This window comes from Microbispora rosea (assembly GCF_044460045.1).
Lineage (GTDB): Bacteria > Actinomycetota > Actinomycetes > Streptosporangiales > Streptosporangiaceae > Microbispora > Microbispora rosea.
Window position 1 is genome coordinate 1 of record NZ_JBITJO010000010.1, and the last position, 22,374, is coordinate 22,374.

Annotated in this window: 25 protein-coding genes; 11 read left to right on the forward strand and 14 right to left on the reverse strand. The window is 71.2% G+C overall.

All coding sequences use genetic code 11. The annotated features are described in order from the left end of the window. Positions 1–323 precede the first annotated feature (323 nt). From ACIBK1_RS32090 to ACIBK1_RS32100, 3 genes are all read right to left on the reverse strand, one after another. Positions 324–785, reverse strand: coding sequence for a DUF6220 domain-containing protein (locus tag ACIBK1_RS32090; RefSeq protein WP_030509561.1), 462 nt, complete (start codon positions 783–785; stop codon positions 324–326). 378 nt (positions 786–1,163) lie between these two features. Beyond that, a complete protein-coding gene (locus tag ACIBK1_RS32095; RefSeq protein ID WP_396739466.1) occupies positions 1,164–1,580 on the reverse strand; it encodes a cupin domain-containing protein in 417 nt (138 codons plus the stop codon). Between the two features lie 89 nt (positions 1,581–1,669). Further along, entirely contained in the window at positions 1,670–2,047 is a 378-nt protein-coding gene (locus ACIBK1_RS32100; RefSeq protein ID WP_396739468.1) for a cupin domain-containing protein, read from the reverse strand. 62 nt (positions 2,048–2,109) lie between these two features. Between ACIBK1_RS32100 and ACIBK1_RS32105 the strand changes: the two genes are divergently transcribed. Further along, entirely contained in the window at positions 2,110–2,577 is a 468-nt protein-coding gene (locus tag ACIBK1_RS32105; protein ID WP_030509558.1) for a MarR family winged helix-turn-helix transcriptional regulator, read from the forward strand. 54 nt (positions 2,578–2,631) lie between these two features. On the opposite strand, the gene ACIBK1_RS32110 is transcribed toward ACIBK1_RS32105, so the two are convergent. The 3 genes from ACIBK1_RS32110 to ACIBK1_RS32120 all read right to left on the reverse strand — a co-directional run bounded on the left by ACIBK1_RS32110 (position 2,632) and on the right by ACIBK1_RS32120 (position 5,517). Beyond that, positions 2,632–4,191: an MFS transporter gene (locus tag ACIBK1_RS32110; RefSeq protein WP_396739671.1), complete on the reverse strand. Its 1,560-nt coding sequence runs from the start codon at positions 4,189–4,191 to the stop codon at positions 2,632–2,634. Positions 4,192–4,286: 95 nt separating this feature from the next. Next, on the reverse strand, positions 4,287–4,934 hold the full coding sequence (locus tag ACIBK1_RS32115; protein ID WP_396739470.1) for an LppX_LprAFG lipoprotein: 648 nt from the start codon (positions 4,932–4,934) through the stop codon (positions 4,287–4,289). A gap of 115 nt (positions 4,935–5,049) precedes the next feature. After that, positions 5,050–5,517 (reverse strand): MarR family winged helix-turn-helix transcriptional regulator, encoded by a 468-nt coding sequence (locus tag ACIBK1_RS32120; protein WP_030509555.1) that lies wholly within the window; start codon positions 5,515–5,517, stop codon positions 5,050–5,052. Positions 5,518–5,555: 38 nt separating this feature from the next. On the opposite strand from ACIBK1_RS32120, the gene ACIBK1_RS32125 reads away from it, so the two are divergent. Continuing rightward, positions 5,556–6,497 carry a cation diffusion facilitator family transporter gene (locus ACIBK1_RS32125; RefSeq protein ID WP_396739472.1) on the forward strand — a complete coding sequence of 314 codons (942 nt, stop codon included), beginning with the start codon at positions 5,556–5,558 and terminating at the stop codon, positions 6,495–6,497. Here ACIBK1_RS32125 and ACIBK1_RS32130 read toward each other — a convergent pair. Then, complete coding sequence (locus ACIBK1_RS32130) at positions 6,477–7,124, reverse strand: 4'-phosphopantetheinyl transferase family protein (RefSeq protein WP_030509553.1); 648 nt, start codon at positions 7,122–7,124, stop codon at positions 6,477–6,479. The two genes, ACIBK1_RS32125 and ACIBK1_RS32130, sit on opposite strands and share 21 nt — an antisense overlap. Before the next feature lie 317 nt (positions 7,125–7,441). Here ACIBK1_RS32130 and ACIBK1_RS32135 point away from each other — a divergent pair, with 317 nt between their 5' ends. Next, complete coding sequence (locus tag ACIBK1_RS32135) at positions 7,442–7,795, forward strand: hypothetical protein (protein WP_156081021.1); 354 nt, start codon at positions 7,442–7,444, stop codon at positions 7,793–7,795. A 156-nt stretch (positions 7,796–7,951) separates the two neighbouring features. Here ACIBK1_RS32135 and ACIBK1_RS32140 read toward each other — a convergent pair whose 3' ends face one another. Next, a complete protein-coding gene (locus tag ACIBK1_RS32140) occupies positions 7,952–9,346 on the reverse strand; it encodes an aminopeptidase P family protein (protein ID WP_030509551.1) in 1,395 nt (464 codons plus the stop codon). Between the two features lie 164 nt (positions 9,347–9,510). On the opposite strand from ACIBK1_RS32140, the gene ACIBK1_RS32145 reads away from it, so the two are divergent. Further along, the gene (locus tag ACIBK1_RS32145; RefSeq protein ID WP_030509550.1) at positions 9,511–9,939 is read left to right on the forward strand and encodes a CBS domain-containing protein; all 429 of its coding nucleotides are present in this window, start codon (positions 9,511–9,513) and stop codon (positions 9,937–9,939) included. Between the two features lie 79 nt (positions 9,940–10,018). Then, the gene (locus ACIBK1_RS32150; protein ID WP_030509549.1) at positions 10,019–10,273 is read left to right on the forward strand and encodes a Smr/MutS family protein; all 255 of its coding nucleotides are present in this window, start codon (positions 10,019–10,021) and stop codon (positions 10,271–10,273) included. Between the two features lie 123 nt (positions 10,274–10,396). On the opposite strand, the gene ACIBK1_RS32155 is transcribed toward ACIBK1_RS32150, so the two are convergent. Beyond that, positions 10,397–11,143, reverse strand: a complete 747-nt coding sequence (locus tag ACIBK1_RS32155; protein WP_396739475.1) for a tyrosine-type recombinase/integrase — start codon at positions 11,141–11,143, stop codon at positions 10,397–10,399. A gap of 108 nt (positions 11,144–11,251) precedes the next feature. Here ACIBK1_RS32155 and ACIBK1_RS32160 point away from each other — a divergent pair, with 108 nt between their 5' ends. Together ACIBK1_RS32160 and ACIBK1_RS32165 are read left to right on the forward strand one after the other, a co-directional pair. Continuing rightward, entirely contained in the window at positions 11,252–11,542 is a 291-nt protein-coding gene (locus ACIBK1_RS32160; RefSeq protein WP_396739673.1) for a hypothetical protein, read from the forward strand. A gap of 177 nt (positions 11,543–11,719) precedes the next feature. Continuing rightward, positions 11,720–11,980 (forward strand): hypothetical protein, encoded by a 261-nt coding sequence (locus ACIBK1_RS32165; RefSeq protein WP_396739477.1) that lies wholly within the window; start codon positions 11,720–11,722, stop codon positions 11,978–11,980. A gap of 1,286 nt (positions 11,981–13,266) precedes the next feature. Here the strand turns inward: ACIBK1_RS32165 and ACIBK1_RS32170 are convergent. Then, complete coding sequence (locus ACIBK1_RS32170; protein ID WP_396739479.1) at positions 13,267–13,701, reverse strand: SRPBCC family protein; 435 nt, start codon at positions 13,699–13,701, stop codon at positions 13,267–13,269. Positions 13,702–13,908: 207 nt separating this feature from the next. Between ACIBK1_RS32170 and ACIBK1_RS32175 the strand changes: the two genes are divergently transcribed. Together ACIBK1_RS32175 and ACIBK1_RS32180 are read left to right on the forward strand one after the other, a co-directional pair. After that, positions 13,909–14,325 carry a YciI family protein gene (locus ACIBK1_RS32175; RefSeq protein WP_036407558.1) on the forward strand — a complete coding sequence of 139 codons (417 nt, stop codon included), beginning with the start codon at positions 13,909–13,911 and terminating at the stop codon, positions 14,323–14,325. Next, entirely contained in the window at positions 14,325–15,551 is a 1,227-nt protein-coding gene (locus ACIBK1_RS32180; protein WP_396739481.1) for an RNA polymerase sigma factor, read from the forward strand. Before ACIBK1_RS32175 ends, ACIBK1_RS32180 begins: the two co-directional genes overlap by 1 nt. A gap of 1,045 nt (positions 15,552–16,596) precedes the next feature. On the opposite strand, the gene ACIBK1_RS32185 is transcribed toward ACIBK1_RS32180, so the two are convergent. Further along, positions 16,597–17,076, reverse strand: a complete 480-nt coding sequence (locus ACIBK1_RS32185; protein WP_396739483.1) for a cupin domain-containing protein — start codon at positions 17,074–17,076, stop codon at positions 16,597–16,599. Between the two features lie 470 nt (positions 17,077–17,546). Then, complete coding sequence (locus ACIBK1_RS32190; RefSeq protein WP_036407555.1) at positions 17,547–17,939, reverse strand: HGxxPAAW family protein; 393 nt, start codon at positions 17,937–17,939, stop codon at positions 17,547–17,549. 68 nt (positions 17,940–18,007) lie between these two features. Between ACIBK1_RS32190 and ACIBK1_RS32195 the strand changes: the two genes are divergently transcribed. After that, entirely contained in the window at positions 18,008–18,523 is a 516-nt protein-coding gene (locus ACIBK1_RS32195; protein ID WP_357319454.1) for a MarR family transcriptional regulator, read from the forward strand. 123 nt (positions 18,524–18,646) lie between these two features. Here the strand turns inward: ACIBK1_RS32195 and ACIBK1_RS32200 are convergent, their stop codons facing one another. Further along, a complete protein-coding gene (locus tag ACIBK1_RS32200) occupies positions 18,647–18,937 on the reverse strand; it encodes a hypothetical protein (protein ID WP_396739486.1) in 291 nt (96 codons plus the stop codon). 41 nt (positions 18,938–18,978) lie between these two features. Further along, positions 18,979–19,431 (reverse strand): carboxymuconolactone decarboxylase family protein, encoded by a 453-nt coding sequence (locus ACIBK1_RS32205; protein ID WP_076440472.1) that lies wholly within the window; start codon positions 19,429–19,431, stop codon positions 18,979–18,981. A gap of 116 nt (positions 19,432–19,547) precedes the next feature. Here ACIBK1_RS32205 and ACIBK1_RS32210 point away from each other — a divergent pair, with 116 nt between their 5' ends. Then, the gene (locus ACIBK1_RS32210; protein WP_396739488.1) at positions 19,548–22,364 is read left to right on the forward strand and encodes an AfsR/SARP family transcriptional regulator; all 2,817 of its coding nucleotides are present in this window, start codon (positions 19,548–19,550) and stop codon (positions 22,362–22,364) included. Positions 22,365–22,374: the final 10 nt, after the last annotated feature.

Sequence of the window (22,374 nt, forward strand, 5' to 3'; positions counted from 1 at the left end):
CGTCGCGGGCCAGGCAGAGCTGGGCCGCGTCCAGGATGGACCTGATGTTGCGCCGGGCGTCGGCCCGCCGCTCGGCCTGCGCCGCGGGGCGCTGCGCGGACCGCGGCCGGTCACCGTCGCCGCGCGGTGTGGCTGCCATCTCCGCTCCTGCGCTCCCTGAGCCGACGTTCCCGAACGACCCGAACAGAGTAGTTCACGTTGCCCCCGCGTACGCTTCGAGCGCGGCAGGCGACGACCGGCGGTCGCGGCCGGGGCGGCCGCGACCAGGACGAGCAGGATCGGGTCGAGCAGGATCGGGTCGAGAGCGATCAGCCGTGCGCTGGTCAGGCCACGGTATGCGCGCTGGTGGATGCCGCGACCGGCACGCCCTTGACCAGGGCCCCGGCCCGCCGCACGACGACGACGGCCACGGCGAGGATCGCCACGCCGTCGAGGGCGTGGAAGCCCATGACCGCCAGGCCGGCCGTGGTCGTCGCGGCGTCCGTCGCTCCGGCGAGCTCCGCCAGCGGGAAGATCACGAACAGCTGCACCGCCGCAAGTACGAGTGGCAGGATCGACAGGCCCGCGAGCTTGCCGCCCGCGCGGGCGGCAAGGGCCGCGATCGTGGTCAGCAGCGAGACGAGCGGGATCACCAGCGAGCCGTTCGTGACGTGGTAGTTGATGGCGGCGTCCGGGTCGCCCGGCGCCGGCTGCGGGGTCTCGAACGCGCCGAACGTGGCGAGGTAGAACTGGGCGAGCACGGCGACGAGCTGCACGACGGCGAACCCGAAGAACACCTTGCGCATACGGGGCCTCCTCAGTCAGGGAAGGGATGAGCCCCGGGGGTTCTGCGGGGCGGTGGCGAGAGCCGGAGCGGTACGCCGCAATGGTGGACCGTCCGACGTCCCGGGCACCCGGGACATCCGCCCCCGGTCACCGGGAAGTTCGCCCGCCGCAGCGCGCGCGACCCACCTCGGCACGGAACCGTCCGCCCCGCCGCCGGACCGTCCACCACGTCCCGCCTGCCCCGAGGAGCCGGCCTGCCCCCGAGGAGCCGGCCTGCCCCCGAGGAGCCGGTCTGCCGCCGAGGCGGCCCGCCCTGCCGGCGGAGCCGTCCGGGTTCCGCCGGAGGCGGCCCCGGGTTCGCCGGACGGCCCCCGCGCGTCCGCAGGCGTACGGGCCGGTCAGCGGACCCAGGGCGGCACGAGCCGGTCGGTCCCCTTGGGGGCGAGGTCGCAGGCGTCCGCGGCGGTGATCCCGCCGGGGTTGTAGACCTCGCAGCCGGCCGGTGCGGCCACGATCGCGCAGAAGCCGGACTCCGCGCCGGCGTGCACCCGGCGGCTCACGTCGGCGGGCATGACGACGGTGTCTCCGGCTCCCACGGCGACGGTCTCGCCGTCGAGTTCGACGGTCGCGCCGCCGGTGAGGAAGGTCCACACCTGCTCGCCGTCGCTGGCGTGGTGGGGACCGCTGTTTCCGGCCGGCATGTCCACCCGCCAGACGGCCTGGGTGGCGCTTCCCTGAGTGGGCGAGGCGAGGGTGGTCATGACGCCGTTGGGAGTGGTGCTCCTGCGGCTGTCGGCCGAACGGATGAGGGGCATGCGTGACTCCTTGGTGAGCGCGGGCCGGTGCCGGACGGGTCGCCGGGCCCGGTCCGCGGGGAAGGGTGAGACAGGGGGAGGGCCGGAGGTCAGGCGATCCAGGGCGGCACGCCGTGCACGGTGCCGTCGGGCAGGATGGCTCTGGCCCCGGCGGGGGCGGTGACGACGGCGGTGAAACCCTCGTCGGCGCCCGCCGTGACGCGCCGCGGGGTCGAGGGCGGCATGACCACGGTGTCGCCGGGCGCGACCGTTAACGTCTCGCCGCCGAGTTCGACGGTGGCGGTGCCGCCGAGGAACGTCCACACCTGTTCGGCGTCGAAGTCGTGCAACGGCCCGCTCGTCGCGGGGGTCGCCTCGACGCGCCACACGGCCCGCGTGGCGCCGCCCAGGGTGGGCGAGGCGAAGGTGGTCATGACCCCGGCCGGGGTCTCGGATCTGCGGGATTGGGCATGACGGATGACAGGCATCGCCGGCGTCTCCTAGAATAGACAATGTCGTTGTCGTTAATAGTGAACCAGGTTGTCTATTCGTGTCAATCGACCCGCCCGGCTTCGAGCTGCCCCTGCGGCTCTTCCTGGGGTTTCGCGTTCTCATCGACGAACTGCACGCCGAGCTCGCCCGTCAGGGGCATCCGCACGCCCGGCCCATGCACGGCTTCGTCATGCAGGCGATCGGCCCGGAGGGCACGACCGCGGTGGAGCTGGGCCGCACGCTGGGCGTCAGCAAACAGGCGGCGGGCAAGACGATCGAGACGCTGGAGCGCATCGGCTACGTGGAGCGCGCCCGCGACCCCCGCGACACGCGCCGCAAGATCGTACGGCTCACGCCCTCGGGGGTGGACGTCCTGGTGCGCTCGGCACAGATCTTCGACGACCTGCGGGCCCGCTGGGCCGCCGTCATCGGGGAGGAGCGGCTCAGGGACCTGGAGGCCGACCTGCGGAAGGTGACGCCGCACGACGTCTTCCGCCTCGACGTGCCCGGCTGGTTCGGCGCCTGACCCGGCAGAAGCGAGAGATGAGGCGCGGAATCAGGCGCGAGATATGGTGCGGGATCAGGCGCGGCGGCGCGGCAGGGCCAGGGAGGCGGCCGCGCCGAGCACGCACAGCCCGCACGTGATCAGGAAGATCTCGGTGTACTCCGCGTGCAGCGCCGCCTGGACCTTCGCCGTGTAGTCCGCGAGCCTGCGGGCGTACTCGGCCGCGTCCACCCCGAACGGAAGCGGTGTGTCCAGGTGCGCGGTGAGCGACTGGAACCGGTGGAAGCCCCAGGCGGACAGCGCGGCCACGCCCAGTAGCATGCCCATCATCCTGGCCACCACGACCGCCGCCGACGCCACCCCGTGCTGCGCCGCGGGCACCAGACGCAGCACCGCCGACGAGGCCGGGGCGATCACCACCCCGAGGCCGAGGCCGGCCACCACGAGGTCGACGTCCATCCGCACGCCGGCCGAGGCCAGGTCGAGCGGCCACCGGGAGACCATCCAGTAACCCGCGGCGGCCACCGCCATCCCCGCCACGGCCACCGGGCGTTCGCCGAACCGCCGCACCAGGATCCCGCCGAGGAACGCCGCGACCGCCAGCGCGGCGAGGAACCGGGTGAGCACCAGGGCGCCGCCCACCGCGTCCTTGCCGAGCAGCGTCTGCGCGGCGAGTTGCACGTCGACCAGCGTGACCAGCAACGCCGCCCCGGCCAGCAGGCTCACCGCCAAAGTGGCGAGCAGCGGCGTCCTGGGGACGCCCGTCAGGTCGAGCAGGCGGACCGGCGAGCGGATCTCCCACAGCACGAACAGCACGGCCGCGACCGCCCCGGCGGCTACGCATGGCAGACCCCACGGCGGCAGCACGGCCGCGTCGGGGGAGGGGTTGTAGAGCCCGGCGACCAGCAGACCGAGCGCCAGCGCGAGCAGGACGCCGCCGCCCGCGTCGACCTTCCCCGCGCCCGCCGTGCCCCTCGTGCCCGCGCCCACCTCGGCCGTGCCCGTCGTGCCCGCGCCCACCTCGGCCGTATCCGCCTCGGCCGTGTCTGCCTTCCCCGTGCCCGCTTCGCCGGCGGGCCGCCCGTACGGCTCGCGCCCGCCGGGGACGGCCGCCTGCACGGCGACGGCGGCCAGCAGCGCGAGCGGGAGGTTGACCCAGAAGATGCCGCGCCATCCGGCGAGCGCGGCCAGGCCCGCGCCGTACAGCGGGCCGAGCACGCTGCCGAGCTCCTGCGCGGCGCCGACCGCGCCGAGCGCCACGGGCCGGGCGCGCTCGTCCCACAGGTCGCCGATGAGGGCCATGGTGATCGGCAGCAGCGCGCCGCCCGCGACGCCCTGGAGCGTACGGCCCGCGACCAGCGCGGGGACGCCCGCCGCCAGAGCGGTGACAAGAGAACCGGCGGCGAACCCGGCCAGGCAGGCGTGGATCAGCGCACGCCTGCCGTACCGGTCCGACAGGCGGCCGAGCAGCGGCATCGCCGCGACGTAGCCGAGCAGGAACCCGGTCACGACCGGGGTCGCCCGCTCCAGGTGGTTCAGCGGCACGCCGACGTCGGCGGCGACGTCCACGAGCACGGTGACGACGACGTACGCGTCGAGCGCGGCGAGCAGCACGGCGGCCCCGCCGACGCCCAGCGCGAGACGCCGGCGCCGGGTGGAGGACCCGGCCGCCCGCGTCCGCCCGGCCGCGCCGGCCGCGTCGGTGGCGTCGGTGGCGTCGGTGGCGTCGGTCACGACGCGGGCGGGGCGATGGTCAGGGGGGCGTCGTAGTCCCTCAGCGTCACGGCCACGGAGCCGCCGGTGAGCGGCAGGTCGAGCTTGAGCAGGCGGCCGGTGGCCTTGTCGATCCAGAGCGTGCCGTCGACCCCCTGCTGCACGCCGGGGACCAGCTTGGCCAGCACCTGCTGCGACAGCGCGGCCGCCACCCGGTAGGCGGCGGTGTCGCCGATCTTCTCCTCCGCCTGCGTCCGGGCGTCCTGCGCGGTGGACAGCAGGTCGGGTACGCCCGTCAGCACGGCGGACGGGTCGTACAGGGCAATGAGCTGCTGCCGGGTCATCGTCTGGAAGCCGCCGGTCGGTCCCTTGAAGTAGACCTTGTCGCCGACGAGCACGAACTCGATCTCCTGCAGTCCCACGAGCTCGATCTGCAGGGTGCCCTTGGCGTCGCCCTCCCGGGTGAGGCTGCCCTCGGCGTGGCGGACCGGTACGGCGGGCTTGTCCTTGGTCTCGATCGTGAAGGCGACTGTCTTGACCGTGCGCATGGTCTCAGCCGAGCGCTTCAGCAGCGCGGGGCCGTCCGGCAGTGCCGTCTCGCTCTTGGCGCTGCAGGCGGTCACGAGCAGCAGGCCGGCCACCACGAGCCCGAGGATTGTTCGCACAGCCGGATCGTAGCGAGCGGGCGGGGCCGGCACGCGCTCCCGTGGGAATCGGTTTGGCCCGGCACGCCGCGGGAAGTCGGGACCGGTGCTCACCCCGCACCGCGCCGCAGCCTCCTCATCGCATGCCGCGGACCGCCTGGAGACGGTCGACGATCGGTGTGTAGATCTGGTCCAGGGCGGACACCTGCTCGGGGGTCATCAGATCGATGAAGTGCCGGCGGACGCTCGCCACGTGGTCCGGCGCCACCCGCTGGATCGTCTCCCAGCCGTGGTCGGTCAGTACGGCGAACGTGCCGCGCCGGTCGTCCTCGCAGTCCTGCCGGATCACCAGGCCGGCGGCCTCCATCCGGGAGATCTGGTGGGACAGCCGGCTGCGGGACTGGACCGTCGCGTCGGCCAGCTCGCTCATGCGCATGCGGCGGCCGGGACTCTCCGAGAGGTTCACGAGGATCTCGTAGTCGTTCAGCGACAACCCGGCGCCCTGCAGCTCCCGGTCGAGCTGGTGGAAGAGCAGGCGGTGGGCGGCCAGATGGGCCCGCCAGGCGTGCTGCTCCTGCGGGGTGAGCCAGTGAGGGGCTTCCATGACGACCAGCATAAGATCACTTCAGCGAATGGAGCGGAATGGCTGACAGCGAGAACGGTGAGAGCCTTGGCACCGTCGTGGTCGCGGGCGCGGCCAACCTCGCCATCGCGCTGGCCAAGCTGGTCGCCGGCCTGATGAGCTCCTCCTCGGCGATGCTGTCGGAGGCGGCGCACTCCGCGGCCGACACGGCCACCGAGGTCGTGCTGTTCGCCGCGATCCGGCACGGCGAGCGCCCCGCCGACTCCCGCCATCCGCTCGGCCACGGCCGCGCCGCCTACCTGTGGGCGATCGTGGCGGCCTGCTTCACGCTGGTCGTGGGGGCCGGGTTCTCGCTGACGCACGGCTGGCACACGATCACCGCGGGGGAGAGCCTGGGCGACATCGGTGTGTCGTACCTCGTCCTCGCGGTGTCCTTCGCGATCGAGTCGGTCTCCCTCCTGAAGGCGCTGCGGCAGCTTCGCGGCGAGGCCCGCCGCTGGCAGGTGAGCCCCGGGCGGCTGCTGCGGCGCACCTCCGACACCGTGCTCAAGGCCGTCGTGCTGGAGGACTCCGCCGCGCTGCTCGGCATCGCCACGGCCGGCGTCGGCCTGCTGCTGTCGCAGCTCACCGGCTCGGCCGTGTGGGACGGCGTCGCCTCGATCGTCATCGGGCTGCTGCTGCTCGGCGTGGCGCTGACCTTGATCAGGACCAACGCCTCACTGCTCATCGGCCAGGCGGCGCCGCGCGGACTGCAGGAGGAGATCCGCGGCGAGCTGGCCGCCCAGCCGGACGTGGAGGCCGTCGTCGAGCTGGTCACCGTCATGATGGGGCCCGGCCAGGTCATGGTCGCGGCGAAGGTCGACTTCCGCGACGAGACGTCCGGGGAGCGGCTGGAGCTCGCCTCCGACCAGGTGGAGCGCCGGCTCACCGAGCGGTTCCCGGAGATCCGGCAGGTCTTCCTCGACCCCACCCCGGGGCGGTCAGCCGCCAAGAAGGCGTAGCTTGGCGGGCTCGTCGGTGACCGCGGAGGCGATCACCGTGCCTGCCGTCCACTCGACGAAGTGACGGCCCTGCCATTCCAGCGGGATCGACAGCCCGTCCTCAAGCGGCAGGGCCGACAGGTCCGCCTCGCGCAGCCGGTCGAGCGTGAGCTCTCCCCGCTTGACCAGCGCCTCTTTGCGTACCCACTGCCGGATCAGCCCGCGGTTGTCGTCGCCGACCAGCTTCGCCTCCGCGGGGGTCAGCGCGAGCTCCACCAGCCTCTCGTCGGCCGGGCCGTTCGTGGCGTGCTCGGCGTCCACGCCCACCCGACCGAATCCGGCGACCGCGCAGACGTAGCCCGAGGTGTGCGCCAGGCTGATCGACACCTCGGGGGTCTCGGCCAGCCAGGGCCGTCCGTGGGCCTGCCCGCAGCTCTCGCAGCGCTGCACGACGGTCAGCATGCAGGCGCGGGTGCCGAGCAGCTCCGCGGCGCAGTGCCGTACGAGCAGGTGGGCGGCGACGAAGTCGAGACGGTCCCGTTTGCGGGTGAAACGCTCGGCGCGCTCGCGCTCGGCCTCGGTCAGCGTGCCGGCGACCATGTCCAGCACGTCGGCGGTGTGGCCGGCCACGGCCAGTGGGGGGCGCACGAGGCCACTGTAGGGGAGCGATGTGACGATCACGTGAACTGGGTCCCAGCACGCCGTGGCCGGTGTTCCCGCGGCTCCGCCGCGCGGCGCGGGATGCGTGACCATCGCGCTCGTGCGGGCGGGCGCGACCGCACCGCCGCGCCGAGCGACGGTCTTCGGCATGGCCGCAGCCGCTTCGGCCTGCCTTGCCACCCACGTTCTACCAGGGCCTATACCTCGCCTATATCGGCCTGCCCGATCCTCGACCCGAGCCGGTCCCGGCTTGGTCCCCGAACGTCGATGGGTGCGTCGTGACGCACCGCGAAGGAGAGGAAGCAATGACCACATCGAGAAAACGTGTCGGCGCCGCCGCAGCGGTGACCATGATGGCGGCGGCGGCCTCGGTGGTCTTCGTCGCCCACCCGGCCGCCGCGGTCACGTGCTCCGTCACCCCGGCGCCGGGGGTCAGCGCCGTCTCCATCCGGTCCCAGAAGAGCACCACGTCCGGCTACGTCATCACGACGCTGTACGCCGGGCAGTACCTCCCGTCGCTGTGCCAGAGCGAGAGCGGTGGCTACTACAGCTCGTGTGGAGGGTCCAGCTACTGGATCTACATCCCGGGTGAGCTGAACTGGCCGAGATGGGTCGCTGCCGCATGCGTGCGGCTCGTGAAGGACCGGGTCGGTACGTGACCATGTGACCTCGATCACGACCGAGATCGAGATCGAGATCGAGATCGGCCCGTCTCCGAGGTGCGGGCCGGCGACCCGCAGGGCCGCGACGGACTCACTCGTCCGGCTTCCGGCCGGGGCGGCGACGCCCGGACCGGAAGCCCGGAACGCGGTCGGTCACCAGGCCAGGGCGGCCATCCACGCCTCGATCTCGTCGGCGCGGCGGGGGAGCGCGGCCGACATCAGGCGGGCGCCGTCGGCCGTGATGACGAGGTCGTCCTCGATGCGGACGCCGATCCCACGCAGCTCCGGCGGCAGCGTCAGGTCGTCGGGCTGGAGGTAGAGCCCCGGCTCGACGGTCAGCACCTGGCCCTCCTCCAGCACGCCGTCGAGGTAGGTCTCCGCCCGCGCCCGGGCGCAGTCGTGCACGTCGAGGCCCAGCATGTGGCCGCTGCTGCACAGGGTGTAGCGCCGATGCAGGCCCGCGTCGGCCTGCGCCCGGCTCAGCAGGCCCCACTCGCGCAGCCCGTCGGAGATCACCCGCATGGCGGTCTCGTGGAACTCGCGGAAGCGCACCCCCGGCCGCAGCACGGCGATGGCGGCCGTCTGCGCCTCGTAGACCAGGTCGTACACCTGCCGCTGCACCGGGCTGAACCGGCCCGACAGCGGCAGCGTGCGGGTGACGTCGGCCGTGTAGAGGTTGTCGCCCTCGACCCCGGCGTCCAGCAGGAGCATCTCGGCGGGGTCGAGCCGTCCGTCGTTGCGGATCCAGTGCAGCACGCACGCGTGCGCTCCGGACGCCACGATCGACTGGTAGCCCACCGCGTTGCCCTCCAGCCGTGAGCGCAGGCCGAAGACGCCCTCGACGTACCGCTCGCCGCGCGGGTGCGCGAGGGCGGCGGGCAGCGCGCGCACGACGTCCTCGAACCCGCGCGCGGTGGCGTCCACCGCCTGCTGCAGCTCCGCGATCTCCCACTCGTCCTTGACCAGCCGCAGCTCCGACAGGACCGCGGCCAGCTCGGCGTCGCGGTCGTCGCCGGCGGGGGAGACGAGCGCGTCGATCGAGGCGTCCACCCCGCGCAGCACGCGGGCCGGCCCGCTCAGCGCGGCCGGCAGCGTCTCGATGTGCGCACACTCGATCTGGTACGCCGCCTCGGCCTCCGCGAGGTCGAAACGGCGGCCCACCCAGAACTCGCCGTACCGCCGGTCGCGGTAGAACTCCTGCGACTCGGCGCGGGACGGGCGCGGATGCAGGAACAGCCGCGCCTCACCCGACGGCTCGATCACCAGGACGTCGTCCGGCTGCTGGCCGCCGGTCAGGTAGGCGAACGCGCTGTGCGTGCGGAACCGGTGGTCGTCGTCGTTGCTGCGGGCCCGCAGTGTGCCCGAGGGGATGACGAGCCGCTCGCCCGGCAGCCGCTCGGCGAGCCGCGCCCGCCGCTTGGCCGCGTACGCGGCGACCGGCAGCGGCGCCACATCCTCGTGCGCGCCGGCCCAGCCGCCGCGCATGAACTCCGCGAGCGCGTCTGAGATCGGGAGATCGTGACTCCCGGTGTTGAGCTTCTCGGCCATCCTCTGCCCCCAGGGTGCGGTGATATTTCGCCATCGTAGGGGTGGGGGCCCTTGACGAGGTAGGACGACCGCTGTTGCCTGGGGAAACAGGATTCGCCGCTCCGCCGCCCGGCGGGAGCGGAAGCGGGGACAGATCCCCCGGGTGCCCCTGAGAGGTGGTGTCGATGCTCATCGGGACGATCTTGCAGAGTAAGGGAACAGGTGTGGCGACCGTTCCACCGCACGCCACGGTGTCCGAGCTCCTCGCCCGGCTGGCCGAGCTCAATATCGGCGCGGTCGTGGTTTCCGAGGACGGTTTGTCCATCGCGGGCATCGTGTCGGAACGCGACGTCGTGCGGCGGCTCCACGAGCAGGGTGCCGCGCTGCTCGCCATGCCCGTCTCGTCGATCATGACGGCGGAGGTGCGCACCTGCGGCCCGGACGCGAACGTCGACGAGCTGCGCCGCACCATGACCAACCACCGGATCAGGCACGTGCCCGTCGTCCGCGACGGCCGCCTGGCCGGCATCGTCAGCATCGGCGACGTCGTCAAGACCTCGATCCAGGAACTGGAGAGCGAAAAGGAGGCCCTCGTCGGCTACATCAACGGCTGACTCGAGGCCCTGCCGGCGTGGGGCGCGGTCACCCGCCGCCCCGCGTCTCCGTGGCGGACGGCGATTTAGACTCGCTTGCGTGAAGCTGAAGCTGGACCTCCATGACATCTACAACAAGGGCAGCGAGATCGACAAGGCGCTGCACGGCATCATCCAGGAGGCCGTACGCAAGAAGGCGACCCAGGTGGAGATCATCCCGGGCAAGGGGTCCGGCCAGCTCAAGAAGAAGGTGCTGCGCTTCCTTGAGCAGAAGGAGATCAAGGCGCTCTACCACCGGATCGACAAGGACTCCAAGAACCACGGCCGCCTGTTCGTCTACTTCCAGTGGAAGTAGAAGCGTCTCGCGTCTCGCCTGCGTGAGATGTCAGGTGATCCGGCCAGGGGCACAACCAGGACACTCCACCCGGTCTGCTCCCGTGCTGAAGAACGCGTGTGCGCCTGGTCCGCTGCGTTCGGCTCAGGTATGTGTATGTCCGCAGCGTGAGCCAGGGTCGGCGTGACCGAGGTACTCAGCAATCGTGCGAATGTCCACCCCGGTACCACGCCACGCCGACGCCGCAGTGTGCCGCAACACATGGCGTCCGTGTTCGCGGTGAGACTCCCGGCGCTCTCCCCTCGCCGGCGAGGCCACGATGCCCGCACGCTCAAGACCGACACGCCACGTGTGGTTGAACGTGTTGCGATGCAGGGCACCGCCGTTCGGGCCGGAAAACAGAAGCGCCACCGTCACCAGGTCGCTCCCAGGCTTGCCCTTCTCGACCCACGGCAAGGTGACCTCGACCGGCGGGTGCTGGGCGATGTGCGCGCTCAACCGCAGGCCAAGCGACTCAGGCAGGGGCACAGTCCGGGTCTTGCCGCGCTTGGGCGGAGAGAACACCAGGCGTCCGCCGATCAGCCGAACCTGGCTGTACACATGCACCATACGGCCGAGGAAGTCGATGTCCTCGACGGCTACGCCGAACAACTCGCCCTGCCGATGCGCGCATCCTGCGCCGAGAAAGACCACGGGGCCGTACAGCTCGCCGAAGGCCGCGGCCATCGCCGCGACCTGCCCGAGAGTCCATGGGACGACCTTCTTACGGGCCGGGGCCGGCGGTTTCACCGACTCCGCCTTCACCGGGTTGCGCCCAACCACCTGATCGTCGACGGCGACCTCGAAGATAGCGCCCAAGGTGTCCACGACGCCCTTGATCGAGGAGGCCATGAGACTGCTCTCCATCGGCGACGTCGTTCTAATTCGCTACCTGCCGAAGGAAACATCCGGGGATTCCGCCTCATGAGCGTCATCACTCCAACCGATCGTCAGTGGCTTATGACTGCCATCGAGCTAGCTCGGAAGTGCCCGCCGTCGACGACGGCGTTTTCCGTAGGGGCCGTAATCGTGGACGCCGCGGACAACGGGATCTCTCGCGGATACTCCCGTGAAACAGACCCTCGCGTACACGCTGAGGAGGCAGCTCGCGCCAAGCTCGGGACGATCGACAAAGCCCGGCTTAAGGGTTCGACGATCTACAGCACCTTGGAGCTCTGCTCGGAAGGACGATCACGTCGCGCACATGCACCCAGCTCATCATCGAAGCGCGGATTCCCCGCGTGGTCATAGCTTGGCGTGAGCCGAGCCTGTTTGTTGCTGATTGCCAGGGGTCGAACTCCTCGCGAGTCACAGCCCGGTCTTGGAGATCCGCCGCAGGCTGGAGATCTGCCGCGAGAAGAACCCGGCCTACAGGGGGGGCTCGTCCCGTACGTACTCGTCTGAGGTGACGTCTCCTACCATCGGAGCGTGAATTCCGAAGCCGGGGCCGGTACTCAGTGGACGCTCGCCACCTACCACGACTCCGACGACTCGCACCATGTTGATCAGCCCATCACGCGCGAGCAGATTGAGCTAATTCGAGATCTCTTCGACCGGGGCGACGACGAGTGGATGGAGGCCGGCTGCTACCCAGTCGGCACCGAAATATGGCCACAGGTAAGTGCAATCCTGGCTTATGGGCCGCAAGCCCCAGGGCTCAGCTACTTCATTGAAGCTCGCGCGGTCTGACGAAGCCCGAATGCCGACGCCGCCAGTTCCGTTCCAGTTCCGTCCGAGGCCGTAAAACACCGGAAGTCGACCAGAAGCGTTGAGAGCCGTATTGCCTGGTCAGAGCGCTACTCAACGTCATCGGCGCAGGTAGAGAAGTGGCAGGCGAGAGTTCGGGCTCTACTACGACGAGTGATTTCTCGGGACGATGGACCTGGTGGATGGACGTGCCCGTTGCGTGCCCGTACGGCGGCGACCAGCGGGGACTCACGGGACTCACGGTCGCTCAACCGGCATACGCCCAGCTCACCCTTTTCCCAGGTCACACAACATGATGTCGAAAGACTTCCCAAGCTGCTAGTCACGACATACGCCGTACCGCTCCTGGCAGATATTGGGGCGGCGGAGGGGTCCGTACGGACCGGACACCTCATTCAGGCGGCTCGCAAAGCGTGAGGTCCGGCACGCCCAGGCTCCCGAAGGTGCACTGGGGGCACTTCACTCACCAGCAGAGGTCCAGCAGACGGGCTCCTCGCCAGGCTCGGCACCGTCGCAACAGTCAGCCGGATCGCCGGAGCGAGCACAGGCCCGCAGCGATGAGATAAGCCCGTGCCCGTAGATCATCAGCGAGTCCACCCGGTGCCACCCTTCGCATTGGGGATCACAACCGCCCCAGTAGATCGTAATCACATCGACACAATCTGTCATCGGTACGTCTGTTCGCATCGTTCGGTCTGCACAGACACGTCCCTCTCGCGGAACCGCCGGTTAAGGGGTGGTGCCGGATGTGCGGCCACGCGCTGGCAAGTCACAGCGTTTGACAGCGCCGTAGGACGCGGGAGTGTAGGGCATCCCTCATGCGGCGGCTCGTGGCTGTGTCTAGATGCTTGTTCTCGCGATCAGTGAGGGCACAACGAGGGTACGTGACATCAAGATCAGCCGTGAAACACCGAGAACCACCGAGACAGCCATTGCAGGTCATCAGGGTGGTCCTCCGGGTCGCCGCAGGTCGAAGCGGCGCTCAATCGCTTCCAGTGGAAGTAGAAGCGTCTCGCGTCCCGCCTGTGTGAGATGTCAGGTGATCCGGCCAGGGCACAACCAGGACACTCCACCCGGTCTGCTTCTGTGCTGAAGAACGCGTGCGCGACTGGTCCGCCGTAGTCGACACTCCACTCCGGGCACTGAGCCGTGCCGCCGCCGCAGTGTGCCGCGCCAGTGCGGTGACCGCAAACGTTCACCGGGTCGGGTGATTACGCGACATGAGTAGCTGCTCGTCCCCAGCAGCCCTGCAACGGGTGACCTCGGGGTCAAGAAGCACAAAGGCCAGCCAATCGGCGAATGTCGGCGCGGATCGACCGCCGCAGCAACCATCTCAGCGCCGGCTCCAGCAACTTCTCGGAGGCCACGCGCGGGGTGACGCGCACATGGAAGGTGAAGCGGCACCGGTCCTCGCCGAGCGGCTCGACCAACCTGCCGCCCTCGGCGTCGATCCCCGAGGTGGTGCGCCAGGCAAACGAACGACCCGGTTCCACCCAGATGACCTCGCCGCCGTTTCGATAGGTCCGGCCCACGAACCGCATCACCTCAGCAGTGGCCGTGCCCACCTGGACGATGCCTTCGGGGCGCGGCGCCATCGTGTTGACGCCCTTCCGCCAGCGTGGATCCTGGCCGTAGTCAGCGACGATCGCCCACACCAGCGCGGCCGGGCAGGCGATCTCCCTGTCCTCTTGAAGTTCGATCACCCGGCAATGCTAGAAGGCTGGTCGAGCTACAACTGAACCCGGTGAACGTTGCGGTCACCGCACTAGATGGCATCCGTTCGGAACGCGGGCCGGTGGGATCGGCCCGGCGCGGCGAGAATTCTCCGAGGCCGTGTCGATCCGGGGGCCGCTCATTCGACGTATGGGTGCGAGGGACGAGAGGCGGCCCCGCCGGAGGAGGAGAACAGGATGCCGAACTACATGCTGATCATGCGGGGCACCGACGAGTCGAACGCGGCCATGATGGCCGACATCGACGAGATGATGGCCGCGACCCGCCAGTTCATCGAGGAGATGGTCAAGGCCGGCGTTCTCCTGGCGGCGGAGGGGCTGGACGATCCGGGCCAGGGCGTCGTGGTCGACTTCAGCGGCGAGGTCCCGGTGGTCACCGACGGGCCGTACGGAGAGACGAAGGAACTGTTCGGGGGCTATTTCCTGCTCGACGTCTCCTCCAAACAGGAGGCGGTCGAGTGGGCCAAGCGGGTCCCGGCGGTCACCGGGTCGAAGATCGAGGTCCGGCGGGTGGCCGGCGAGGACGAGAGGCCGCAGGACGCCGCGGGGTCCGTCGGGGAAGAGGCCGGGCGCGAGAGCAACGGCCAGAACTGATGGGCGCGGCCGAGGTCGAGGCCGTCTGGCGGATCGAGTCGGCGCGGATCGTCGCCGCGCTGGCCCGGCTCACCGGCGATTTCGAGCTGGCCGAGGACGCGGCCCAGGAGGCGGTGGCCGAGGCGCTGGTGGCGTGGCCGCTCGACCCGCCGGCCAATCCGGCCGGCTGGCTCATGGCCACGGCCCGGCGGCGGGCCATCGACGCGATCCGCCGCCGGACCGCCCTCCAGGACCGGTACGCCCTGCTGGCGGCCGACCCGGCGGCCGACCCGGCGCTCGACGAAGAGGTCGACCCCGACAGAATCGACGACGACATCTTGGCGCTGATGTTCGTCAGCTGCCACCCGGTGCTCTCGCCTGAGGCCCGGGTGGCGCTGACCCTGCGCGTGGTCGGCGGCCTGTCCAGCGAGGAGATCGCCCGCGCGTTCCTCGTGCCCGTGCCCACCGTGCAGGCCCGCATCACCCGGGGCAAGAAGACGATCGCGGCGGCCGGAGTGCCGTTCGAGCTGCCGCCGGCCGCCGAACGCCGGGAGCGGCTGGGTGGCGTGCTCAGCGTCCTCTACGTGATCTTCACCGAGGGGTCCACGGCCACATCGGGCGACCGGCTGGTGCGCCCCGACCTCGCGTACGAGGCGATCCGGCTGGCCCGCACCCTGGCCGCGCTGCAGCCCGACGAGCCGGAGGTGCACGGCCTGCTGGCGTTGTGCGAGCTGACGGCCGCGCGCTTCCCGGCCAGGACCGGCCCGGACGGTTCGCCGATCCTGCTGGAGGACCAGGACCGGCGGCGGTGGGACTTCTCCGCGATCCGCCGTGGCCTGGCCGCGCTGGCCAAGGCGTCGACCCGCGGCCTCGGCCCCTACGGCCTGCAAGCCGCGATCGCCGCCACCCACGCGTCGGCGCCCTCGGTCGGGGAGACCGACTGGGACCGGATCGTGGTGCTCTACGAGGCCCTCGGCCGGGTCGCGCCCTCGCCGGTGGTCGAGCTCAACCGGGCCGTCGCCGTTGCCATGGCCTCGGGCCCGGCGCAGGCCCTGGCCATCGTGGACGAGCTGATCGCCTCGGACCGGCTCTCCGGCTCGCATCTGGTTCCGACCGTACGCGGGGAACTGCTGGCCCGCCTCGGCCGGCGGCAGGAGGCGCGCGCCGAGCTGGAACTGGCGGCCCGGCTGTGCGCCAACCAGCGCGAACGCTCAGTGCTGCTGCGCAAGGCGGCCGCGCTGGGCTGACTTCCCCAGCTCGACCGACGGTATTCGGGCGCGGCCCGGATGCCGTCGGTCGCGTCAGCCGGACGCCCGAACGCGAACGGCGAGAGCAGCGGCCTGCGCGGCGTGACGCGCCGCGCGGGGCTGCGTGGTGGCATGGTGCCGGTGGTGGTCAGAGCGGGATACGCCAGGATCTGGCATGCGCCGGCGCACAGGGCCCGATCTGATGATGGTCCACCGCTACAGGGATCGACCGGCACGCTTCGGCACGCGCCGGCCGATGAGCGCTGTCACCTCCCGTGACAGCGTCGGCTATCCGGCTTTCGGTAAGCCGTGCGAGTTGCTGAGAGCCGTTTTGCCGTCAGCAGGCGCGGCCGGTGCGAGCATCCCAGAGGCGGAAGCGAGCACCACGGCTGGGGGAAGAATGCTCCGGAAACTGATCGTGATACTGGGCGTGGCGGTGGCGACATCACCAGCCGCCACGGCCACGGCCACGGCCTGGGCGGGTGAGTCGCCGGCGGTTCCATCGGCGCGGGCGGTCATCGCCACTCCGCCCGGTGGTCAGGCGCGCGGTGCGTGCAGCCCCGGATCGCCGTGCGCGGCAGTCGACTGTGGTCCGGGCCGCGTCTGCGTGCCCTCTCCCAAGCAGTGCTTCACCACACCGTGCCCGCAGTACGACTGCGTGCCCGCGTCCTCGGTTCCCGGCTCGAATCACCGGCCTCCCTCTCCTGGCCGGGGGCGGCCCCGTGATCCCGAGCAGCGACCGGCCTACCCACACCAGCGGCAAACGGCGGGCCGTCCAGAGAAGTGGCCTGCCGGCACTCCCGGTCACCCGGCGCGGAGCATCGGACTGGCGATCGACCTCCGGCCGTGAACCCAGCTCGTCGGGCGCCTCTACTACACACGTAGCCGTAGACCATGCGCCTGAGGCGGGAATGCCGACACCGGGGGCCCTGAACAGCGATGCGGCGTCGATCGCCGCGGCGGCGGACACCTGAGCAGGCTCTAGGACGGACCGCGGCGGCGGGCACCGCCGCGGTCGCGCCGACGACGTCGTCTCCGCCCGGTCTCAGACCCAGAAGGTGTCGTGGCGGAGGTAGAAGTCCGCCTTCTCCTCTTCGCTCATGTCCGCGAGCGTGAGCAGGCCTTCGAAGTATCCCTCTCGCGGCGCGCCGGGCGCGAAGTGCAGCAGCATCGACGCCGGCTCTCCCGACTCGTTCCTGAACGCGTGCACGCCGCCCTCCGGGACGTGCACGAAGTCACCGGGGCCGGTGTCGATCCAGCGCCTTCCGTCGTAGATCCGCACCGTACCGGTGAGGATGTAGAACGACTCGGAGATCGACCGGTGGAAGTGTGCGGCCGGGCCGCTGGGCTGTGGTCCCATGTCCCAGCGGTAGAGCCCGAACTGCCCATTGGTCGTCGCACCGGTCGCCAGGTAGTGCACCGTGGTCCCGCTCGGGTAGTCGAGCTCGGGCGTGGCGTCCGGGCGCCGGTATGACGCCGTCGGCTCGCCCGCATCACCGTTGTAGACCGGCGGTGGATACGTCAATGGTTGTCCTCTCCTCGGGTTCGAGCCGCTCGTCGTCGGCCGAGCCGTTCGGCCTATGGACGGCGACACGCGCTGCTGAAGGTCGATTGTCGGCGCTTGTGGTGCTGAACGCTTCGTACGCCTCCCGGGTATCGCCCGGGGGCGCCGGGTGCGCACAGCGGCAGTCGCCGATCGAAGTCGACAGTACGCCGACGGCCTGCCGAGGTGTAGGTGATGCGTCCCACCGTCGGATCACGCGGCGGCGTCGCGGGTCTTCGCGTACGCCAGGGCGAGCCCGGTGCGGAACGCCCTGAGTCCATGGCGGTGACCACGGCCATCGGCAGGTCGGAGTGTCCTCTGTTTCCCCCGCAGGTCCTGTAGGGTCGCCGGAAAATCCGAGGCGTCCTGAGCCTCCGAGGCACGTTAGAGGTCGTCGCACCGTTGATTGAGCACCTGGTCGAGCACAGCACGAAGCCAGGACAGGGCGGAGCTCAGCGGTTGGCGAATACCGCCAGGTCGGAGAGGGCGTCTTCCGCGCGGACGGGCTCGGCGTGGGGAGCGCTGCCGGCTCCGGACGCGTCTCCCCGGCCGCGGCCCGCGAGGCGGCAGGCGAGGCAGTCGCCGTGGCCTGTCATCGGGTCCTTCGCCCGCCAGTCCCACTGCTCGGGGGGACGGGGGCCACTGGGCTTGCCCCAGCCCGCCAGGTGCAGGGCCCACGTGACCAGACCGCCCAGGACGATGACGCCGATGCCCAACCAGACGCCGAGGGACGAGGCGGCGCACATCGCCACGCCGATCGTCGCGCAGCCGCACAGCACGACGACGCAGCCGGTCCAGCCCGCGACTGTGTGCCCGAGATCCACGTCGTCGTGCATGCCGCTCATGATTCTCCTCGACGATGCGAGACAATTAACTTACGAACTAAACATCTTAGATTCTAAGGAGATTGCGGATGGACGGCAAGCCGCGCCCGGCGGCCACACCCGAGCAGGCTCTCGCCGGGATGGACCAGCTGATCGCACTCAGCCTGGTCGGGCAGCACGACATCGCCCAGCGGCTCGGACTGAACGTCACCGACCTCACCTGCCTGGGCTTCGTCCTGGCGGCGGGGGACGACCCGATCAGCGCGGGCACGCTCGCCGAGCAGGCCGGCCTCACCACAGGCGCGGTGACCGGTGTGCTGAACCGGTTGGAGAAGGCCGGGTACGCGCACCGGCAGCCGGACCCCGAGGACCGCCGCCGCGTACGCGTCGTCGCCGACCCGGCCGCGGTCGCGACCGCCGCGGCCGTCTACGAACCCTTCTACCGGCGGTTGAACGAGCTGTTCGCCGACTACACGCCCGCGGAGATCGCCGTGCTGTCCGACTGGTTCACCCGCGCGGGCGACCTGATGCGGAGCTACCTGGAGGAGATCCGGAGCGACCAGCTCGCCGCAATGCCTCGCGCCCGGCGCACGCGGAGCCGTTGAGGCCGTCGTGCCCTGCCGCCGAACTCTGCCCGTCGCGCCCTGCCGCCGTCACCCCTGCCCGCCGCTCACCCGACCCGGCCCCGCCGGGCGTCCCGCCCGGCCGGCCACTGTGTGTGGGCCGGGTCAGCGCTCGTCGACGACCCGGCCGTTCAGGGCGGTGGCCTCCTTGGTCAGGGCCATGGTCAGCGGCGCCTCCGGGAAGGTGGGCAGGGCGGCGAGCGCGGCGCCCATCTGCGCGCCGCTCCCCCAGTGCCAGGTGTCGGTGTAGGCGCCGTCTTCGAGCTGGACCAGCACGGTACGGGTGAGGCCGGGGTGCCTCTCCCTGATGGTCGCGATCAGCGAGCTCCTGCGGGCCAGGAACTCCTCCAGGTCGGCCTCGGGGACGGAGTAGCGGTGCGAGCGGACGGCGGACATGTCGGTGTCTCCTTCTCTGCGTGGGGATCGGGGTGGGGGGCTTACCAGCTGCCGGCGATCTGCCGGACCGGGGCGTTCAGGCGGTTGAAGAGGTTGGTGACGGCGGTCATCAGCAGGATCGAGGCGAGCTGCTTCTCGTCGAAATGGTCGGCGGCGTTGTCCCAGACCTCGTCGGATACGGCGTCGGCGCGGTCGGCCAGCCGGGTCGAGGCCTCAGCCAGCTCCAGCGCGGCCCGCTCGGCGTCGGTGTAGTACGGGGTCTCGCGCCAGGCGCTGACCAGGCCGATCCGCTCGTCGCTCTCGCCGAGCTTGCGCAGGCTCTTCAGGCCGCTGTCGACGCAGGCGCTGCAGCCGTTGATCTGGCTGACCCGCAGGTGGACCAGCTCCAGGAGCTCCTGGGGGAGACCCTGCGACTGAGCGGCCTTCATCAGTTCCATGATCGGCTTCATCGCGGCGGGGATGATCGCGGCGGGGTTCTTCATCCGGGCTTCCATCGTGGGTCCTCCGTATCGGTTTCGGTGAGATCCGTCTCGGTTCGTGTGAGATCAGAGTGGCCGCCCGGATTGATACATTCGCTATGCGCGCACGATGTGATCGTGATGGGGGGACGATGCTGCGCTTCACCCTGCTCGGCCCCGTCCAGATGGTCGTCGACGGCGCGCCCCTGTCGGGCATCGCCCCACGTCATCGGGCTGTCCTTGCCTACCTTCTGCTCAACGCCGGCCGGGTGATCGGCATCGAGCGGCTGATCGACGCGATGTGGGGCTATGACCGGCCCGACACCGCCCGGTCGCAGATCCACGCCTCGATCACCGCGATCCGGAAGGTCCTGCGCGGCGCGGGAGTCGTAGGGCTCCTGGAGACCCGTGCCGGCGGCTACGTCGCGCAGCCGGAGCCCGGACAGGTCGACGCGCAGGAGTTCACCGAGCTCGTGGCCGCGGGCGAGCTGCGCAAGGCGCTGGACCTGTGGAGCGGCGAGGCCCTGGAGGACGTGCACGCGCATTTCGTCACCGGTGTCCGGGAGCTCTGGAACGACCGGCGGTTGTCGGCGTATGAGCGCCTGGTGGAGGGCGAGCTCGCCGCCGGGCGGCACGGCGATCTGCTCGACGAGCTCGCGACCCAGGTGGCCGCCAACCCGCTCCGCGAGAAGCTCAACGGCCATCTCGTCGTGGCCCTGCACCGGGCGGGGCGGCAGCCCGACGCCCTGGCCGCCGCGCGCGCCTACCGTACGGCTCTCGCGGACGACCAGGGCCTCGACCCCGGGCATGCCTTCACCGAACTGGAGCGCGCGGTCCTGGCGGACGATCCGGCCCTGAGGCTGGCCGTCCCGGCGCCGGTGGCTCCCCGGCCGCCGTCCCCCTCCACCTTCCTGCCTTACGACATTCCCGACTTCTCCGGACGGACCGCCGAACTGGAGCGGCTCGCGGACGAGCACCACAACGAACACGACGAGCCGGCGGTCGTCACGATCGACGGCATGGCCGGGATCGGCAAGACCGCTCTCGCCGTCCACGTGGCCCACCGGCTGGCCGCCCGTTATCCGGACGGCCGGCTCTTCATCGACCTGCAGGCCCACACTGTGGGCCGGGAGCCGATCGACGCCGCCGCAGCGCTGGAGACACTCCTCCGCCAGCTCGGGGTGCCCGCCGACCGCATCCCGGTCACCCCGGCCGAGCGGAGCGCCCTCTGGCGTGCCGAGCTGGCCGATCGCCGGGTGCTCGCCGTACTGGACAACGCTCTCGACGCCGAGCACGTGCGTCCCCTGCTGCCGGGACGCTCCGGCACTCTCGTCCTGATCACCAGCAGGCGGCGGCTCGTCGACCTGGACGGCGCCCAGGCGTTGTCGGTGGACGTGCTGGACGAGGCGGACGCCGCCGAGCTGTTCGAGCGGATCGTGGGCGAACGCGCGCACCGGGAGCCGGACGCCGTACGCGAGGTGCTGCGGCTGTGCGGGCACCTCCCGCTCGCCATCCGGATCTCCGCCGCCCGCCTGCTGCATCGCCCGCGCTGGACCGTGTCCTATCTGGCCGGGCGGCTGCGGGACCATCGCCGACTCCTGGACGGGGTGTCGGCGGCCTTCGCCCTCTCCTACGAGCAGCTCCACGAGGAGGAGCAGCGGATGTTCCGCCTGCTCGGGCTGGTGCCGGGGCGCGACATCGACGTCTGCGGCGCGGCCGCGCTGGCCGGGACCTCCGAGGAGGAGGCCGAGGAACTGCTCGAAGGCCTCCTCGACGCCCACATGCTCCTGCAGCTCGAACCGGGCCGCTACACCTTCCACGACCTGCTCCGCGAGCACGCCCGCTCGCTCGCCGAGGACGACGGCGCCGTCATGCGGGTGCTCACTTACTACCTGCACCGCTCCCGCGCGGCGATGGACCGGCTCTTCCCGTTCACGGTCGGCCAGCGTGAGGGCATCCCGCAGCCGGCCGCCCCGATCGCGCCCATCCGCGACGCCGCGGAGGCGATCGCCTGGCTCGACGCCGAGCGCTCCAACATCATCGCGACCGCCGTCCACGGACCTGAGATCTGCCTGGGCATGCTGGCCCTGGCGATGCGCCCCTACCTGGACCGGCACGCGCATCACGACGACGCGCTCACGCTCCACACCCTGGCGCTGCGGCGCAGCCGCATGCTCGGCGATCCCGGGGTCCAGGCGCGAGCGCTCACCGACCTGGCGCGGACCTACTGGCGGCTCGGCGAGTACGAGCGGGCGGAGGAGCACGCCCATCAGGCCCTCGACGCGTGTGAGGAGGCCGGCGAACGGGCCCGGGCGCTGCTCACCCTGGGGAACGTGGCCCTGCGCCGCGGCCGGGACGAACAGGCGGAGCGATACCTCAAGCAGGCGCTCGACCTCACCCGCCTTGATACCGACACCTGGGGCGAGGCCAACGTGCTCGGCATCCTCGCCCTTCTCCTCGACCGGGCCGGCCGCCCTGAGGAGGCCCGGCGCCATCTCGACCTGGCGCTGGCACTCCACCGCAAGGTGGGCGATCCGGCGGGAGAGGCTGCGATCCTCGACCACCTCGGCGTCGTCCTCCGGCGCCGGGGCGAGCTCGCCCAGGCGCGTATCCGCCATGCGCAGGCCGCGGCGGTCTACCGCACCCTCGGCAACACCGCCGACGAGGCGGCCGCGCTCAACGGGCTGGCCGAGGCGGCGGACGACCCGGCTCGGGCTGCCGAGGAGCACACGACCGCACTCGCGCTCGCCGACCTGGCGCGTAACCGGCCGGAGCAGGCGCGCGCCCACGACGGGCTGGCACGCGCCCACCTCGCGCTCGGGCACGCGGAACAGGCGGGTGAGCACGGGCGGCTGGCTCTCGGCCTCTACCGCGAGCTCGGTGTTCCGGATGCCGAGAAGGTCCGCAACCTCCTGGAGAGCACCGGAGAGTCCGCGAGGCAGGACCACCCTGCGCCCGTGGGGTCGTGACCGCTCCGGC

What these genes read in the sequence shown, in the direction of transcription:
- ACIBK1_RS32195 (WP_357319454.1), top strand. Translation starts at nt 18,008, where the DNA reads ATGGACGGCAAGCCGCGCCCGGCGGCCACACCCGAGCAGGCTCTCGCC.
- ACIBK1_RS32155 (WP_396739475.1), bottom strand. Translation starts at nt 11,143, where the DNA reads ATGGCCTCCTCGATCAAGGGCGTCGTGGACACCTTGGGCGCTATCTTC.
- ACIBK1_RS32090 (WP_030509561.1), bottom strand. Translation starts at nt 785, where the DNA reads ATGCGCAAGGTGTTCTTCGGGTTCGCCGTCGTGCAGCTCGTCGCCGTG.
- ACIBK1_RS32145 (WP_030509550.1), top strand. Translation starts at nt 9,511, where the DNA reads ATGCTCATCGGGACGATCTTGCAGAGTAAGGGAACAGGTGTGGCGACC.
- ACIBK1_RS32125 (WP_396739472.1), top strand. Translation starts at nt 5,556, where the DNA reads ATGGCTGACAGCGAGAACGGTGAGAGCCTTGGCACCGTCGTGGTCGCG.
- ACIBK1_RS32140 (WP_030509551.1), bottom strand. Translation starts at nt 9,346, where the DNA reads ATGGCCGAGAAGCTCAACACCGGGAGTCACGATCTCCCGATCTCAGAC.
- ACIBK1_RS32160 (WP_396739673.1), top strand. Translation starts at nt 11,252, where the DNA reads ATGACTGCCATCGAGCTAGCTCGGAAGTGCCCGCCGTCGACGACGGCG.
- ACIBK1_RS32095 (WP_396739466.1), bottom strand. Translation starts at nt 1,580, where the DNA reads ATGCCCCTCATCCGTTCGGCCGACAGCCGCAGGAGCACCACTCCCAAC.
- ACIBK1_RS32210 (WP_396739488.1), top strand. Translation starts at nt 19,548, where the DNA reads ATGCTGCGCTTCACCCTGCTCGGCCCCGTCCAGATGGTCGTCGACGGC.
- ACIBK1_RS32135 (WP_156081021.1), top strand. Translation starts at nt 7,442, where the DNA reads ATGACCACATCGAGAAAACGTGTCGGCGCCGCCGCAGCGGTGACCATG.
- ACIBK1_RS32180 (WP_396739481.1), top strand. Translation starts at nt 14,325, where the DNA reads ATGGGCGCGGCCGAGGTCGAGGCCGTCTGGCGGATCGAGTCGGCGCGG.
- ACIBK1_RS32190 (WP_036407555.1), bottom strand. Translation starts at nt 17,939, where the DNA reads ATGAGCGGCATGCACGACGACGTGGATCTCGGGCACACAGTCGCGGGC.
- ACIBK1_RS32205 (WP_076440472.1), bottom strand. Translation starts at nt 19,431, where the DNA reads ATGGAAGCCCGGATGAAGAACCCCGCCGCGATCATCCCCGCCGCGATG.
- ACIBK1_RS32175 (WP_036407558.1), top strand. Translation starts at nt 13,909, where the DNA reads ATGCCGAACTACATGCTGATCATGCGGGGCACCGACGAGTCGAACGCG.
- ACIBK1_RS32100 (WP_396739468.1), bottom strand. Translation starts at nt 2,047, where the DNA reads ATGCCTGTCATCCGTCATGCCCAATCCCGCAGATCCGAGACCCCGGCC.
- ACIBK1_RS32200 (WP_396739486.1), bottom strand. Translation starts at nt 18,937, where the DNA reads ATGTCCGCCGTCCGCTCGCACCGCTACTCCGTCCCCGAGGCCGACCTG.
- ACIBK1_RS32120 (WP_030509555.1), bottom strand. Translation starts at nt 5,517, where the DNA reads ATGGAAGCCCCTCACTGGCTCACCCCGCAGGAGCAGCACGCCTGGCGG.